The following is a 17,630-nucleotide window of genomic DNA, read 5'->3' on the forward strand; positions in this document are numbered from 1 at the left end:
AGTGGCACAAAAGGTTTTCACCATTAATAAGAATATCTTATCAACCAAATTATAGCAAAGTAAGACTTTTTATAAAATATTTTGCTGTCAGAAATAAATGATTTCACATAAAGCCTGTATTGCTAATAGTTCAAAATAATATTGAAATCAACAAATAAATTTTGTGTGAAATTTAGAATTTAAGTGCTTTTGTTAAGATATTTTAATATTTAAAACAGATTAAAAGGTATAAAAAATAGTAAAACTTATTTATTTTCGCTATTTTTTGATTCTTTCTCTTTCTTTTTAGTTTTTTTATCAACCATAGCACTCATATTGTTCATAATACTTCCGGCCACAATACCCGAAGGGATTGTGAAGATTGCAATACCAATAATTGAAATAACTATAACAATAAATTTTGAAGTTGCTGCATGTGGGGAAAAATCTCCATAACCAATAGTTGTCAATGTAATAGTTGAAAAGTAAAGTGCATCAAAAAGATTAGTTACAACATTTGAACTTAATGAATCTTTAATTTCATTATATTTATTGATAAATTCTTCGCTTGTATGACTAATAGTAAGATTTTGCGAGTTAAATCATTTTTCAGTTTGAATAAGCGTTTCGTTTTCGAGTCACTCTACTTCATTTTTTCAGATGATTAATGCAAAAACAAAGATTAAAATCATTATGAAAATAAAGACATAATTAAGAATTAATTTTTGTTCTTTAAACACATTTATTAAAATCTTGAATGGTGGGAAGATTTTAAGAATAAAAATAAGACGAATAACTCTGATGAATGTTAGAGTTTCAAAATATTTATAGACTTGATTTGTTTCAAGATGTAAATATTGAAGTGCTGAAAGTGATGGTAGTAAACAGATTAGTAAAAGTAAACCAACACCAGTAAATGGAAAGCTAATTAAACTGCTTATTTTGCTACTTTTTTCACTACGAATAGGATAAGTAATTCAATGTAAAATATAGTCGGCAAGTAAAACAAAAAAAGTTAAAACGTTAACTGTAATGATAATATTTTTAAACTCTTGACCTTTAAATGCAAAACTAATAAATGAAAAAATAACTGTAAAAACGATTAAAGCGATGTAAAAAAGTTGTGCAAACTTAATCAAATGAGTTTGTTTTTTATTTAGGTGTAATTTTTTAATGTCACTATCACTAGTAACGATCGTATTAATGATATTTATTATTTTATTATTAAAAATATTCATAATTCTCCTATAAGTAATTTAATTTTATAATTATTTTTAAATTAAGAAAATTAAATTAATTTTAGTAAAAAATAATTTATTATTTATATATATGAAATCACCTATTTTACCACCTACAAATAAATGAGGAATTTTTAGTAAATGAACCATCAAAAAAATGGTTTTTGTTGGTATTTTAATTGCAGTTTCAGTAGCATTAACTATTTTTTTAAGTAGTGGAATTCCGGCAGCTTATTTACCACAATTAAAATTAAGTATTATTGGTTTACCTGTAAAAATTACTGGTTTTATTTTTGGTCCAATTATTGGTTTTTTGGTCGGTTTATTAAGTGATATTATTTCAATGTTTTTCATTGTTCCAACACTTTATAGTCCACTTTACACATTAGCAACAGCTATGAATGGCCTAGTTTCAGGAATAATTGGTTGATTTTTTATGCATTTTCTTAAATTTTACTTTGATGATCAATCAAAAATTGAGCATCTAAAAGGAAAGATTTTTAAACTTAATCTTAAATTTGATGAATTAGTTTCTAAAGAGGAATTTGAAAAGGCTAAAAGTGTACATGAAAAAATAATTAAGATTTCAAGACAAATTAAAAATATTGATAAAGTTAAAACTGAATCACAGCTTAGAAATGTTTGCTTAATTATTTCTGTTTTCTTTTTAAGTCTATTAATAGTTATCCTAATTTCAGTAATTGGTTTTGAATTACCTGATTCAGCTTTTGTCAAATTACCTATAAATAACCGTTGAATGCTTTTATTTTTAACAGTTGCTGGTTTTGCAACGATGATGATTTTTCTTGCTATAACAAGGTTTAAGTTAAATAAAACAAGTTATTTAATTGTAATCCCGATTGTTATTTTCTCAGCGTTATTAGAGATAACAAATGTTCCGATTTTAGCTATAGGAGATGCATCAGTTACAAATAATGGTGGATTTGGAGATATTGTACTTTGAATTTTTAGCCACACACTAACTAGTCCAGTTAAGATTTGAATTAATTTATTAATCATTTATTACTCTTACAGTATTGTTTCAAAATTGATTTACAAAAATGAAAATTTAGGTTATTAGTTAGCAATGCTAACTTTTTTATTTTAAAAATAAAAGAAGAAGTTTACTTCTTCCTAAATAAAATCTTTAAAGTTTTTTCTTAGCTTTTTTTGAGATGCTTATTAATTTCATTCACATCACTGAAAATCCTATAACTACTGCAATTCCTACTATAACTATCACTACGTTTAAAAGTATTTTTACTATTAAACTATTACCTGAGTAAAATAGCGGTTTAGCAAAATTTAAAAAGCTATAAATAGGCAAATCAAGAATTTTGTAAACATTTAAGTTTGAATCGTTAATTTTGTTTTCAAGTACATTTATCGCACTAAATCCACTAAAGAAAATTATAAGTGCAAATATGTAGTAAGCAATCATAAATCAAACTGAGTGTAAACAATGTTTGAATTTAACAAATGGTTTTATTTCATTTTTTAAGTAAAATAACATTACAATAGCAATTATTGGATTTATTGCATGAGTTGAAATTGTAAAACTTAGTGATCAAATCTCAGCTCTAGCTAATTCAGCAAAAATTAATGTTCAAAACACTAGAAAAGTAATTGTAATTCACGAAGCTGAATAAAGTACCCAAAGTTTAGAAAATAATTTATCACCATAAAAAGCATAAATGATTAAACTTATTGCTACTGACAAGTTAGTTATATATGTAAAAGTTAATGTTTTCTTTCACATAAAACCTAGTAAAGTTGGTCTAAGCTGACTGTAATTTAATAAATCATTTAAAGTATTGTCATTAACAGTTTGTAATTGTTGATTGAATTCTTTAACTCTAAAAATCGCATCTCCAATAGCTGAATATAAGAATACTAATAAGACTAATATCCCTATTATCAAGGTTATTTTTCTATTTTTTTCTAAGTTTATAAATCTATTTTTCATGGAACAATTATAAATTAAAAATAAAAAAATGCTTTTCATAAAATTTTCATAAAAAGCAAGTTTATTTATTTTTTTGTTTAAAAATTAGTTCATTATTATTTTGCATAAAGAATTCAAAGTTATCCAAAGCGTAATTTTTGATTTGTTCAAAGTCATTTATATTATTTTGTGTAATTCAGCGAAGCATTTTTCCTCTTTGAATTTTGGACATAGTACTTTTAGAAACTAATTTACCTTTAATCTCTTCAACAAATTTTACACTTATATATTGACTATTTTTAAGATGGTTTTGAATCAATTTAGTGTATTCATTTGAACTTAAAATTAAGTATTTTTCATCTTTATTTGTTTTGAAAAAACAACTGATTTGATCATTTCAAAAATGATATAAATTTAGTTTATTATTAAAGTCAATTTTATGCTCTTTTATTCTATTTAATGGACTAATTATTCCATATAAACTACTTAAAATTAACACATTTTGATTAATAAAACTCTTTTGTTGTTCAGTTAAACTACTGTAATCAAGGTATTTATATTGTATTCCGTTAAAAGAATTTATCGCTAAAAGATTTTCCTTGTTTTCAATACTGCTGTAAGCTCGGTATTGCTCTATTTTGTTTTCTTTTATCTTATAAACCTCTGTAAATTCTGGATCTGTCAATTCATTAATTAATTTTTCTATTAATTTAGATTTACTGTGAAAAATCGGAAGAGAAAATTCTTTTTCACTAACTGTGTAATAAGTAAAATTTTTGGCTGGAGAAATTAATATTTTCATTATTTTAATATCTTAAGAACATTCTCAACATCAATCGCAGGACTGGTTTTATATTTAACGTAAATTAATTTTCCATTTTCATCAATTAAAAATGTAGAACGAACAACACCAAAATATTTTTTACCGAAATTAACTTTTTCTTTTCAAACAAAGTATTTTTCAATCGCTTGTTTTTCAGGATCAGATAGTAAAGTAAAATTAAGTTCATTTTGTTCAATAAATTTCTTATGTGATTCAATACTATCTTTACTTATACCAACTACTTTGATATTTAATTTTTCAAACTGATTCATACTATCTCTGTATGAACAAGCTTGTTTTGTGCAACCTGAAGTATTGTCTTTAGGATAAAAATATAATAAAACTTTTTGGTTTCTATATTTACTTAAAGTAAAAGGTTGATTGTTTTGGTCTAAAAGGGTAAACTCTGGTGCTTCTTGATTAATTTTTAACATAATTCTCCTTAATCGTTTAGTAATTCTTGAGTAATATTAACACCAAGTTTTTTTAGTGTTTCTTCCTCGCTTTTGCTTAATAATTTTGTTGTATGAAATTCACTATTATTTAATTTTTTTAGATTATCAAACATTCTTTTGCAATTTTTGTCGAATTTTGCTTGAATAGCAATTGTAGTTAAAACATCATAAACTTTCAATTTTCCTTCAGAATTAAAAATGTCTGTCTTTTTAAATAAAAGTATTTGATTTATAATCTCTAAAGGCAAAACATCAACACTTAAATCTATATCAGAGACAACTTTTAAAGCATTAAGCAGAGCTGCTGCTGAAGGCTCAAATAATTCACTTTCTTTACCACTAATTAATTTTTGATCAACTTCAAAAGCTGCGTAATTTCTTTTATTTGCATTTGCTAATTGGACTGAATAATCATAAACTTTTCGGTAATTTTGCTTAATTTTCAGTTTATTCATTATTGCTTGAATTTTTTCAAGTTGGTCTTTTTTGGAGTAATCTTTTAGTACTTCAAGTTTAATGTTAAAGTATCGTCTAATTATTTCTTGCTGTGCATAAAAGTTTGCTAGTTGATTATTAATAATCCCATTTTTTAACATATTTACTCCCATATCTGTTGGTGAAAAGTAAATATCTTGGTTCATAATTTTTCTGAATAAGTTTTGTAAAATGGGAAAACTTTCAATATCACGATTATAATTAACAGCAATTTTTTTATATTTTTTATAATGAAACGGATCAATCATATTTACATCATTTAAATTCACTGTAGCAGCTTCATAAGCTAAATTTATCGGATTGTCTAATTCAATATTTCAAACAGGGAAAGTTTCGAATTTAGCATAACCTGACTTAATATTATTTTGATAGTCATTGTAAATTTGAGATAAACAAGTCGCTAATTTACCACTTCCTGGGCCTGGGGCAGTAACAACAACTAACTCGCGAGTGGTTTTGATGTATTGATTTTTTCCAAAACCGTTTTCGCTGCAAATATAATTAACATCACTTGGATAATTATCTATTTTATAGTGGAAAGCATATTTAATTTTTAACTTGTCCAATTTATTTGTCAAACTCTTTATTTTTTCCTGATTATTATAATGAGTTATTACAACTGAACCTACATAGAATTCATTCTTGGCAAGTTTTTCAATCAATCTGAAAAGATCTTGTTCATAACTAATTCCAATATCAGAACGAATTTTTTGTGAAATTACATCTTCGGAATTTATACAAATCATAAATTCGATTTTCTCTTTTAATTTGTAAAGCATGCTCATTTTTGTATCAGGTTCAAAACCAGGTAATACCCGCGAAGCGTGATAATCATCAAATAATTTACCACCGAATTCTAAGTACAATTTATTTTTAAAAAACTCTATTCTTTGATTAATTTTTGTAATTTGGGACTTGATATACTTATTTTTATTAAAGCACTTTTCCATAATAAATTTATTTTACTATATAAGAATATAAAAAAATGAATTTTTTGCATTAATTACTTGCTTTATAATGTTAAAATTTTTTTATGAAAAAGATTAAAAAATTAATAATATTAAATTCAGCTTTGGTTGGTTCATTCGTACCATTTATTTCACTTTCAGCTAGTTGTTCTAAAGATGAAAAGGAAGTTACAACTCCCGAAACACCTAAAGATCCTGAAATAGATAAAGAAACAGGTGAAACTGGTAGTGAAGTACCTGAAAAGCAACCTGAGGTTGAAACTACAACTAAAAAAGAGTTAAGTTTAAAAATTACTAGTGAGTTACCCGAAGAACTCACAGGTTTAAAAGTTGTTTTAAACACTAAAAAAATTCCTGAAGTGTTTTACAATAGTCAATTTACCAAAGATTATCTTACTTTAACTAATTATAAAAAAGATAAATTTATTGAGAATGAAACATTATTGTTAACTCAATATGAAAATTCAGCAAACAATGAACTTAAAGCTCAAATTAAGTTTGTAACTAAAACTAATGTTCCTTACTATGTGGATATTTTAATAAGTAATTTTACTGAGTGACCAACTTTTGAAGAAGTTGCTAAAAATGTAAGTTTTGATAACTCTACCAAAAATTCTTATTATGCAAAATACACTAAAGAAGCAGATATAGAATTTATTTCAAGTTATCCAAATTCATTGATTTCACTTAAAGATTTTACTTTTAGTGTTGATGAAAATTTAAACAGAGTAGTAATAAACACAAAGTTCAAATATACAATAAGAGCAAATGAATTTTCAGAAAAAACTTATCAGTTTGTAATTGACAATTATGGTCAAGGAGATCGTAGGGAAGTTTCTGAAGTTGAAATTGGTTCATCTAAAATTGAGGTTGGTGATGATGGTAAGGATAAAGTTGACACTAATGTAAAAGCTAGTTTTGGTGCTTTATTACAGGAACTTGCCGAGATAAATAATAAATTTGATCAATGAATTTATGATGTTACAAATAATAGTACACTTCAACAAAGTGGACACTTTTGACTTACTGGAGTTAGAGAAAATTCACTAAATGCACTTAGAGAATTTCAAGAAATTTATAATTCAGTTCGTAATACTGAAGATGCAACAAGAATCCGTGAAGCAACTGAAAAAATTAAACTAAGAGTTAAAGAAATACAGGAAAAATGAGACGCTTACATTTCTAGTGTATTCCCTCCTTCACTTGAATTTAAATCAAATCCAAATAAAGCCGAAATTAAAAAAATGATTCTTGATACTTTTAATGAATTAAAAGGTATGTCATATAAAAATATGATTTTTAGAGAATACAATCCAAATTACAAACCTAGTTCTGAGGAAGACAGACCAAATATTAAAATAGATGCTGATTATGCTTATGATGCAATGATGGAAATTTTAAGAGATGAATATTATAAATATCCTTATATTTCTCTTGTTGCTGATTCAGAATTAAAATTTACAACAAAGAATAATTCTTTAATTGGTTTTTATGTTGGTAACTCACAAATTAACACTAGAGTTCAAACTAAAAAAGATATGATTCAATATGCAATTAATGCACTTTCACAAATAAATGAAACAATGCCAGTTCATCAAAAAGTATATTTACTAGGTAGATATGTAATGGAAAATCTAGTTTACACTTCTGCTTCAAGCAATTTAAATATTTCAACAATGGATGAAGCTTATAGTTTGAATGAAGGTGTATGTAAAGAATATGTTGAACAACTTGCATTATTACTCTCGCTTGCTAATATTAGATTTAAGGTTTACACTGGCGAACAACACACCTGATTATCAATTCAAGATGAAAACGAAAATTGATTTATTTCTGATCCTACTCATTCAGACTTTGGAATACCAGAAAAATATCATCCAGTAGGTAAAGATAGTAGTTTTAATCAAGATAATGAGATGCTTTTATTTATTCGTAGAACTCATTCACTAAGTTCAAATCAAACTTTATTTAATTTAACAGCAACTGGAACATATAAAGATTCTCGTTTAATTTCTGAAAGCACTCAAGCTAATTTATTTACTTCTAAAGTAATTAGCAAAATAAGAAATGAAAACATTAAATCAAGTGCGCTTTCATTTTATAACGGTTTAGTTTATTTAATTATGGATAATGGTTCAGGCGCAAAACTCTACAGTTTCGATCCTAATGATTCTACCCACAATTATGAATTTAATTTAGTAGATAACTTTAGTAATTATTCAGGAAACTTAACTACTAACGCTGTAAATATTGGAAAATATTTATACTTTATGACTGAAAATGGAAGTAGTAAAAGCATTTACTCATTTGATTTAGAAAGTAAAAAAACTACTTTAGTAAAGGATAATTTAAGTGGTCAAAACTTCTTTATCAAACAAAACATTAATACTAAAGAACTTGACTTTTTTGTTGGAGTTAATGATAGCAAACCTTATAACTTAGTACTTTCAATTAGTCAAAACCCTGATTCATATGAACAAATGAGTGTTGAATCAATAAAACGTATTGCTTATATGAGTATTGGTCTACTAGATTTTGATACTAAAAATCAAAGCTATATTGATTTAGATAATCTACTTAAATCTGACAGTTCAAGTTATAGTGAAATAAAAAATGCTTTAGATAATTTCATTAACAGTATTAACTAAAAATAAATGTGCTTAGGCACATTTTTGTTTTGAAGTATATGAAATTTATTACCTATTTAATTGTTTATTAAATGTTTTTATGAAAATCCTTGTATTATAATAAACCTATAAAAAGTAAAATATTGAGTAAAATTCCGCTAGCACTAAGTGGATATGCACTTGGTGTAGGTGGTTTAGGTGGAGCAATTATTAATTTTATAAGTGAATTTAACAATAGCTCTAATTCTTCAATTTTATTAACAATTGAAACAATAATTTACACTTTACTAACCTTATATAGTTTTATTATTTTAATAATTGTAATGTCACGCTTTATTTACTGCTTTAACTTACTTAAAAGTGAGTTAAAAACACCAAATAAATCTGGTTTTATAGCAACAGCATTTATGTGCATTTGTCAATTAGGTGGATATATTGGTTGAATGTTTACTAACTACATTCCAAATGATTTTGAAGCTAAATTTTATCTTTTTATAATCCCAAATGTGATTGTTTTAGTTAGTTTAATGCTTCACTTTATTTTCCTTTATTATTTCTTTAAGTACATATTTATCCCTCATAATTATTCTAATGACGAGATTTTCGCTTCATGATTTGTACCACTTATTGGTATAGTTATTTGTGTAACTTGTTTTAATAATTTAGGTAATGTAATTCCTGTTTTATTCTACCAAATCCTCTGATTTATAGGTTTATTCTTATATTTCTGAGTTTGACCAGTAGTAATTTATAAATTTTTATTTTTACCACATTCAAGTGAAAATGATAAACCAAGCATGGGTATTTTTGCAGCCCCGGCAAATTTACTTTCAGTAGGATTTCTCGATGCATTTAACCCTAATAACAAATTTAAAAGTGTATTAAATAACGTCATGCTTTTTAGAGCTCTTGGTAGTTTTATGATATTTTTTGTAGCTACTTCAATTGTTATCATGCTTGCAGTTTTAGTTTATTCAAATAAAAAACAAGGTTTTAGCATTTTATGAACTTCATTTACTTTTCCAACTGCTGTAGCAGCAACAAGTTTATTTAAGTTTGCTCATAATTTCTTTATCGGAGAAAGCTCGATTATTGCTACACATTATCTTTTCTTTAGTTTAGCAACTATTTTATTAATAATTTCGCTAACAATTATTACTTGTTTAAATGTCCCACACTGAAAAGCGATCATTCAAGCAGTTAAAATTTCTAAATAAAAAATAGGTTTATTAAACTAAAACACAAAAAGTTGATAAAGGTTGATAAATGAATGTCAACTTTTTTATTCTTATCATTCTTGATGTATTTAATTAGTAATTACAAAATAATTCTTGATATTTTGTTTAACTCTTGTTTTGTGAATTCATCTTAATTTACATATGTTTTTTCTTTTGTCTTTCTTGGTTTTATTACACTCCTTTTTAATATATTGTATTATTGCTTTGTTGTAAGTTTATTACCTTTAAAAATCTGGATTTTTTAATGTAAAAATTAATTTTTGGAATAAAATTTAATCACTATTTAATAATTTATTATCACGAAAGGATAATTATGAAAAAAAGAAAACTTATATCAATTTTTTCTGCTTCAGCAGTAATACTTTCTTCTGCCGGAGCCACTGTTTCATGTTACTCAAATGAAAATAAGAATGATTCAAAAAAAGCTAAAATAGTTAAAATTCAAAATTTACTATTAAATCATGTTTCATTCAAACTTGAATTTCTAAATGATTATAAAAATAAAACATTAAATGAAATTAATGATGTTTTAAACTCTGATTTATCAAAGATAAATGAAGAGTTATTGAATATAAAAATGAAAGAATTTTATGTAGTTTTTGACTACTTAAAATCTAAATATGATCAAATATTTGATTTGATTAATAGAACAAACGAATATATTAAAAAATATGAAAATAATAGTACAGTTAATTCTAAAGTTGATGTGTTAAAAGATAAATTAAAGATACAAATTAGCTTTTCAATTACTTCAATTGATGGTTATATAACAGATTTAAGCAATTTAATAAATGACAATTATGTGGAAGAATCACCAGAAAACAACGACGATTCTAATACTAATAATTCCAAGGAAGCTAAAATAGTTAAAATTCAAAATTTACTATTAAATCATGTTACATTTAAACTTGAATTTCTAAATGATTATAAAAATAAAACATTAAATGAAATTAATGATGTTTTAAACTCTGATTTATCAAAGATAAACGAAGAAATGTTAAACATGAAGATGAAAGAATTTTATTCTGTTTTTGACTACTTAAAATCTAAATATGATCAAATTTTAAGTGTTATTACAGAATCAAAAAAAATAATTCAAAGTATTGATGAATCAAATCTAAATGTTCAAAATATTAAAAATAAGTTAAATGAGCAAATTAATTTTTCAATTAGTTCTATAGATGAATATCTTAATCAACTAAGTGAATTAGTTGATAAATTTAATGAAGATTTAGAAAATGAAAATAGTGAGCATATGAATTTGACTATTAAAGTTGAAAATTTAGTTAAAAATATTAAAAAGGAAATTTCTAATAATAACTTTAAGAGATTTGAAATCATTAATAATGAGACTTTAAATTCTTTAGAAAAAATAATTGATGAAAATTTGGAAAATAAAGAAATTTCAGAATTGAAGTTAGTGATTAACAGTTTAGAAAATTTATCTATTGAATATGATGAAAATATCAATAAAGTAGCAGAGAGATTTAACAAAACTTTAATTTTATTAAATGAGAAAATCGATTATTTAACTAATTTACAAAATAATGTTGATGCTTCATCTAATATTAATGATGAGATTGTTAAAGTGATGAAATGAATCAATAAATTTGATTTTAATGAGTTCACTGAAGAAGAACTTAATTATGTTTATGAACAATTAAGCAAACAATTACTAAAAATTAAAGAATTAATTAATGAACAAAATAGTGATGATTTAATCACTCAAATTAGATCTTTAAGTAATTTATCTGATGAAATAATTAATTTTTTCATTGAAGAAATCAATAAAACAAATGATAAAAACATCGTAGTTGAAAATGCATCTAAGTTAAACCAAAATGCTAGTGAACTTTTAGAATTATTATCAAAAAATCAAAACATTTTAAATGATATAAATTACCTTGATAGTTCAAATAAAGATGAGTTTGATAATTTTTGAAATCAATTAAATAATAACTTTTATAATAAAAAATTAATTAATAAAGATATTGATTTTGATCAAATTAACCAAAGATTTAACCAATTATTAGCTAATTTTGATGGTAATTCAAGAATTGAAATATTAAAACAAAGTAATAATCAATTAATAACTAACATAAAGGTAATTGACAAAATTAAAAACGATCTTAATGAATTAAATATTAAGAACACAAGATTAAAAGAATTTAGTGAATTTAATGATAAATTAATAGTATTTGAGTCAAAAATTAATGATTTTATCAATAGATATAATGTTTTAAATAATGTAAAAAGTACTGAATTATATAATAATGCACCAGCAGATAAAAAACAAAAATTTGAAGAGAAATTAAACTTATTTAGTAATCTTTTGAGCAATTCTCTTCTAAATACCTTCACTGATTTCGATATCACTTTAAGTGAACTCTCAAAAATAATTAATGAAAATAGTGAACTAGAAAAAGTTTTAGAAAAGACTGAAATTGAAAAATTAGAAGAATATAAAGAACAAGCAAAAGAAAATGTTAAAAATAAAAATATCTTTTCTGAAGAAATGTTGAATAAAATAATTTCTATTATCGAAGCTAAAAATTCAACTTCTGAGGTTGAAGAAGTTCTAAATAATGTTCTTGAAATCGAAAAAATGAATGAAAATATTAAAAATTCAATGGAACAGATCAATCAAATAAAAAATAGTGAAAAATATAAAAATGCAACAGAAGAATCAAAACTAAGCTTTGATAATAAAGTTAAAAAATATGATGAAATTTACGAAAATAATAAAATAAAATCATTCGAAACAATTCAATTAGTTATTGAAAAACAAAAAGAATTAATCTTAAGTTGAACAAACATTGAAGAAATATTGAAAAAACAAGAATCAAATAATAGTAGTGAAAACACGAATAATAGTGATGAAATAAACACAAAAATCAATTTAATCAAAGAAAAAATCACTAATTATAGAGCACAAAATTACTATGTTGATAATTTTGAAAGTAAACTTACTGAATTAAGTGCTTCAAATAAAGTAAATATAGAAGATTTAACAAAATTAGAAGGTGAAATCGAAACTTTTATTAATGATGTAAAATCATTACCAACTAATTATAAAAATCAAATTATTCTAACTTTTACACCACTAGGGTTAGAGAAGAAATATAGTGGAGAATATTATCTTAAAGAAGGACAAACAGTTACTTTAAAAGTTGAAATGCTATATAATAATCGAACATATAGTTTAAGATATTTCAAATCACACAATATTCTTATTAGATATAGATTTTATGTTGATGCTTTTAAGGATAGCTGATCATCTGTTGAAAGTAATCAAATTAACTGAGAAAATAGCACTATTACTTTAACACCTGATAAATATAATTCTACTTTTAATGGTGTTGTTAGATACAATCAAGACGAAAATAATAGTGTTGGAACTAAACAAGTGATTAAATTTACTAAAGATGATCGTGTTCAAAACAATGCAGTCACTGATCCAAAAAGTATAAAAAACTATGATATTATTCAAAATAAACATTTAAGTAATACACATACAAGCAACAGAACCGAAGTACAAAATATTTTAAGTTCTTATTATAATAATTCTTACTCTTCTACTGTTCTTGATTCTGAAAATATCACTTACAGAGATGCAATGTGAATAATGTTCCTAAATTTATTTAATAGTGCAAACTTTGAAAATAAATCTGACAAATTTAATATTGAATCAGAACAATTTAATCAAGTGTTTGACCAAAATGGATCATTTATTTATGAAATAAATGCAATATCTAAACAAAATTTAACTGATTATAAATTTACTTCTTTAGGTGGTTCATTCTTTGATATGGTTCTCACTTCAACTTCATATAATAATAAATTTAATATAGGAGCAAATGACAAAATTAAATTTATTTTTAGTTATACTTCTAATGGTCAAACACCTACTATTATAAATAGTAATCAAGGTGATTTAAGTAGTGTTGGTTCAAATTATAATATTGTTGGTAAATATCCATTTCTTATGAATATTGAAGGAGTATTTAACTTTAAGATTTATATTAATGATAATTTAAAAATGAACGTATCAAATACAGATGCAAACCAACTTCAAAGCATACCGGTTTTTGTGCTTAGAAAAACTGATACTGAAGTGATAATTTACACAACAAGCAGCAAAGCAAGTATTGGATAATCATTAGTCACACTTTAAGGTGCAAACGTATTTGCGTTTGTACTTTTTTTATTTAAAACAAAAATCAAATATCCCAAAAGGAAATATAAGTTTCATCTTAAGTTTTAAATTTTCCTGAGTTTCCAAGTTAAAAATAAAAACATTAAATTTAGCGATTATTTCACTATTTTTTAAACTTTTTATAAAATCTACATTGTAATTTATAAATATTTAGTTATTAATGTTTCATAGTATCTTAAATTTTCGTTTAATTTCCTTGAATTATCATATTCTACAGAAATAACTTCATTGTTTACTTCTTTACTAATTTTGATTGCTGTTTTAAGAATCTCTATAAATTTCATAACAGAAGTTTTTTCAACTAAACCGCTGTCCTTTAATGCTAATTGATCTAATTGAATAATTGCATATTTAAGCACAACTAAAGCTAAAAAAGATAATAAAACGTATGCTTCTATGTGCTTGTAAGTTCAAACAAACATTGGTCTTAACTCTAAAGTACCTTTAAGAACTCTGAAATTTTCTTCTATTTGTCATTGTTTTTGATAAATTGAAATAATTTCACTTGGGGAAATGTTTAATAAAGATGTTTCATAAATGTAATATCCATCAAATTGTTCATCTTCTTCAATTTTGTCGTAATTCAATTTGTATAAAGTGTCTTCATTAACTTTTTGGAAAAATTTATATTTTTTAATTGAGTTTAAATCAGAAGCTGAAACCATTCCGTTTTTAGCTTTTTTATAGAAGTTATTGACTAAATTTTCTCTATCTTTTCTGTCTTTTGAAGCTCTTGATGAAGAGTAAGAGATAATTCTTCGTCTCACTTTATCGTTTTTTCTACCATTTTGTCAAGTTGAAAAATATGTTTGTTCCTTATACTTAAAATCTCCACCATAATTAACGTAGTCATCTTGTTTTAAGACGTATTCCTTGACTTTTTTACTTCCTGCTTTCATACGATATGAAATGATATAGTCAATACCGTGTGCTTCTAAAAATCTAATGTTAGCGTTTGTACTCATCCCTTTATCACAAACAATTACAACTTTTTCAATTTCATAAACTCTTTTCATCTCAAGCATAAAATGAATGAAAGTTTTTGAATCAGTTGTATTTCCGGGGAACAATTTATAATGCAATGGAATTCCGTTTTCATCTGTAATTAAACCAATAACTACTTGATCTTCTTTAAATTTTCCATCTTTAGAAAAACCAGGTACTCTTATTCCTATTCTTGAAAATGATTCAAAATAAGCAGTTGTTGTGTCATATCAAAGAACTTGTAATTTTCTCTTATTTTCTGATACTAATTGATTATTTATATTTTTAAGAATTTGTTCCTTGTTATCAAATAAGTAATCTAAAGCATTGTAGAAACTAGTTTTTCCAACATTTAATTCAGTATCAGTTTCTTCTTGTGAATTGAAAATTCCTCAAATACTTTTCTTTTCAACAACTCTTTTTTGAAGCATATATCTTAAAATGTCCACAACATTTTTTGATTTCGTTGATTTTAAATCATTAAAAATATTTAATTTATCTATAAATTTATTAATAATTTCTAGAGAATAATTTGAAACTTTAATTTTAGTTTGATTCTTTTTTAAGAATTTGTCAACTATTGGTTTTAATTTGTTTCTATCTCACTCAGTATCTCAGTTTTCACACTCAGTTTTAAGAGCATTAATTGGATCAGAGTTGAATTTTTGTAGTTCACTTAAACTTCCGATACCGATTGATTTTTTATAACCTTTACCATATCCGCCACTGATTGCTAATGATATATAATATTCATCTTTTCTTTTGCTTTTTACAACTATTCATTTATCTTTTTTCATAACTTATATTATACCACAACTACAATGTAATTATGTACAAAAAAATTAAATTATTTTGTGTTCTTTTATACGTAGTATAAAAGGTATAAAAAATAGAGTCTACAACTATTCATTTATCTTTTTTCATAACTTATATTATACCACAACTACAATGTAATTATGTACAAAAAAATTAAATTATTTTGTGTTCTTTTATACGTAGTATAAAAGGTATAAAAAATAGAGTCGTTTTTATGACTCTAACTTGGAAACTCAGGAGCAAAGCAAGTATTGGATAATCATTAGTCACACTTTAAGGTGCAAACGTATTTGCGTTTGTACTTTTTTTATTTAAAACAAAAATCAAATATCCCAAAAGGAAATATAAGTTTCATCTTAAGTTTTAAATTTTAAATCTGACCATATGAATTGAACATAATTAAAAACTAATGATAATTAATAATTCAAAACAATTTTACTAATATGTAGTAGTATAACGAAAGTCCACTTTTTTAATATTTAATCTATTTAAATAATATTGGTTTAATGTATACTATTTTTAGTTATAGGACTGTAAAAGAGGAAATAATATGATTTATTCAAATGAAAGAAAGTTATCATTAAGCGGGTGATTAAAGAAAAACAACAACATTTCATATGAAACACCATTAAAGTTACAGACATTTTTGTTTTTTTACGAAGCGTTTGCAAAAATATCTGGAGAAACCCCTGATTTTACTCATTTAAGAGGTTATAAAAAAGGTCCTGTATTTAATAACGTTTGAGCAGATTTTACAAAGGAGAGGGTTAGTTTTAATGAAGCTGCTCAAGCAGCGTATGATAAAAATGTAGAAAATATTAATGAAAAAAGAGCAAAAAAATGTTCTTTTATAGTTAGTAGCCTAACTGAGGAAGAATTATCAGATCTTACTCATGAGATGAATATTTGAAAATCAAAACAGCAACTAATTATGTCTGGTGAGTTTCAAGTAGACTTGTATGAAGCTGATTTTAATAATGCCGATGTAAAACTTTTTATTACATTAGATTCAATATACTCAACTGATATGATAGAAAATTCAAAAATAATAAGTTTAGATAAAAAGAATTTTGTATTTTCAAAATCTGATTCAAAATTACTTACAGAAAAACATTTCGATATATTACTTTCTCTAGCCCAAAATGAAGAACTTCACAACCCTGTATTTGTTAATATTGATGAAGAAGGGAGACTATTAATTGATTAAACAAAAAGATGTTGTTAGAATGAAAGTGCCTTTCCCATCCATATCAGATAAAATGGCTGTTTATTCTCATATGTACATATGCTATTACCACTCTGACACATTTTATGAATATATTAAATGTCAAACGTTAAAACCTTATATGCTTATTAATAATCCGATGCTTCACTATCACGATGAGTACCCAGATATACACAGAAACCCATTTACACAAGTAACAAGAATAGATTGTGATAAGGTTTTTAAAACAACTACAGTACATTATAATGATGGATTAAAGACATCAAGTCGTCCAGATGTATGTGATGAATTATTCAATTCTGTACATTTAGAATTAAATAAAGATGGATATTGTAAAATACTCATAAATGAGAATGAACTAAAGAAATTAAATAGTTTAATTAGTTAGTGAATTTATAAATAATATTTACTTAAAATTTTTAGATAACTTTAAGTGCAAATGTATTAATGTTTGTGCTTTTTTAAACAAAAAAATTAATACTAAAAGAGAAACATATAAAATCAAAAAATATTAAATTTTGCATCAAAGTTTATAGAAATTTTGTTAATTTTTATTGTAAAAAATCATTAAAAATAACCAATTTTTTTATATAAAACCCTTGCTAAAAAAAAAAAAAAAAA

Annotated in this window: 12 protein-coding genes; 6 read left to right on the forward strand and 6 right to left on the reverse strand. The window is 24.3% G+C overall.

Annotated features, from left to right (window positions below):
* Positions 1-245: 245 nt before the first annotated feature.
* Complete coding sequence (locus FRW55_RS01185) at positions 246-1,217, reverse strand: potassium channel family protein (RefSeq protein ID WP_146368383.1); 972 nt, start codon at positions 1,215-1,217, stop codon at positions 246-248.
* Positions 1,218-1,308: 91 nt separating this feature from the next.
* On the opposite strand from FRW55_RS01185, the gene FRW55_RS01190 reads away from it, so the two are divergent.
* Complete coding sequence (locus FRW55_RS01190; protein ID WP_146367251.1) at positions 1,309-2,298, forward strand: ECF transporter S component; 990 nt, start codon at positions 1,309-1,311, stop codon at positions 2,296-2,298.
* Between the two features lie 66 nt (positions 2,299-2,364).
* On the opposite strand, the gene FRW55_RS01195 is transcribed toward FRW55_RS01190, so the two are convergent.
* The 4 genes from FRW55_RS01195 to FRW55_RS01210 form a co-directional block, all read right to left on the reverse strand.
* Positions 2,365-3,183 (reverse strand): MAGa3780 family membrane protein, encoded by an 819-nt coding sequence (locus FRW55_RS01195; protein ID WP_146368384.1) that lies wholly within the window; start codon positions 3,181-3,183, stop codon positions 2,365-2,367.
* A 61-nt stretch (positions 3,184-3,244) separates the two neighbouring features.
* Positions 3,245-3,964, reverse strand: coding sequence for a YaaA family protein (locus FRW55_RS01200; protein WP_146368385.1), 720 nt, complete (start codon positions 3,962-3,964; stop codon positions 3,245-3,247).
* Positions 3,964-4,419 (reverse strand): thioredoxin-dependent thiol peroxidase, encoded by a 456-nt coding sequence (gene bcp / locus FRW55_RS01205; protein ID WP_146368386.1) that lies wholly within the window; start codon positions 4,417-4,419, stop codon positions 3,964-3,966. Before bcp ends, FRW55_RS01200 begins: the two co-directional genes overlap by 1 nt.
* Positions 4,420-4,427: 8 nt before the next feature.
* The gene (locus FRW55_RS01210; protein WP_146368387.1) at positions 4,428-5,885 is read right to left on the reverse strand and encodes a DUF1846 domain-containing protein; all 1,458 of its coding nucleotides are present in this window, start codon (positions 5,883-5,885) and stop codon (positions 4,428-4,430) included.
* Between the two features lie 83 nt (positions 5,886-5,968).
* On the opposite strand from FRW55_RS01210, the gene FRW55_RS01215 reads away from it, so the two are divergent.
* The 3 genes from FRW55_RS01215 (at position 5,969) to FRW55_RS01225 (ending at position 13,924) form a co-directional block, all read left to right on the forward strand.
* A complete protein-coding gene (locus FRW55_RS01215) occupies positions 5,969-8,551 on the forward strand; it encodes a hypothetical protein (RefSeq protein ID WP_146368388.1) in 2,583 nt (860 codons plus the stop codon).
* Positions 8,552-8,640: 89 nt separating this feature from the next.
* A complete protein-coding gene (locus FRW55_RS01220; RefSeq protein ID WP_162848271.1) occupies positions 8,641-9,747 on the forward strand; it encodes an SLAC1 family transporter in 1,107 nt (368 codons plus the stop codon).
* 334 nt (positions 9,748-10,081) lie between these two features.
* The gene (locus tag FRW55_RS01225) at positions 10,082-13,924 is read left to right on the forward strand and encodes a hypothetical protein (RefSeq protein WP_146368390.1); all 3,843 of its coding nucleotides are present in this window, start codon (positions 10,082-10,084) and stop codon (positions 13,922-13,924) included.
* Positions 13,925-14,124: 200 nt separating this feature from the next.
* Here FRW55_RS01225 and FRW55_RS01230 read toward each other — a convergent pair whose 3' ends face one another.
* Positions 14,125-15,765, reverse strand: a complete 1,641-nt coding sequence (locus FRW55_RS01230; RefSeq protein ID WP_146368391.1) for an IS1634 family transposase — start codon at positions 15,763-15,765, stop codon at positions 14,125-14,127.
* 569 nt (positions 15,766-16,334) lie between these two features.
* On the opposite strand from FRW55_RS01230, the gene FRW55_RS01235 reads away from it, so the two are divergent.
* Together FRW55_RS01235 and FRW55_RS01240 are read left to right on the forward strand one after the other, a co-directional pair.
* Complete coding sequence (locus FRW55_RS01235; RefSeq protein ID WP_146368392.1) at positions 16,335-16,991, forward strand: hypothetical protein; 657 nt, start codon at positions 16,335-16,337, stop codon at positions 16,989-16,991.
* A complete protein-coding gene (locus tag FRW55_RS01240) occupies positions 16,984-17,397 on the forward strand; it encodes a hypothetical protein (protein WP_146368393.1) in 414 nt (137 codons plus the stop codon). The genes FRW55_RS01235 and FRW55_RS01240 overlap by 8 nt, the downstream gene beginning before the upstream one ends.
* Positions 17,398-17,630: the final 233 nt, after the last annotated feature.

Origin of the sequence: Mycoplasma anserisalpingitidis, from assembly GCF_007859615.1 — a bacterium.
GTDB lineage: Bacteria > Bacillota_I > Bacilli_A > Mycoplasmatales > Metamycoplasmataceae > Mycoplasmopsis > Mycoplasmopsis anserisalpingitidis.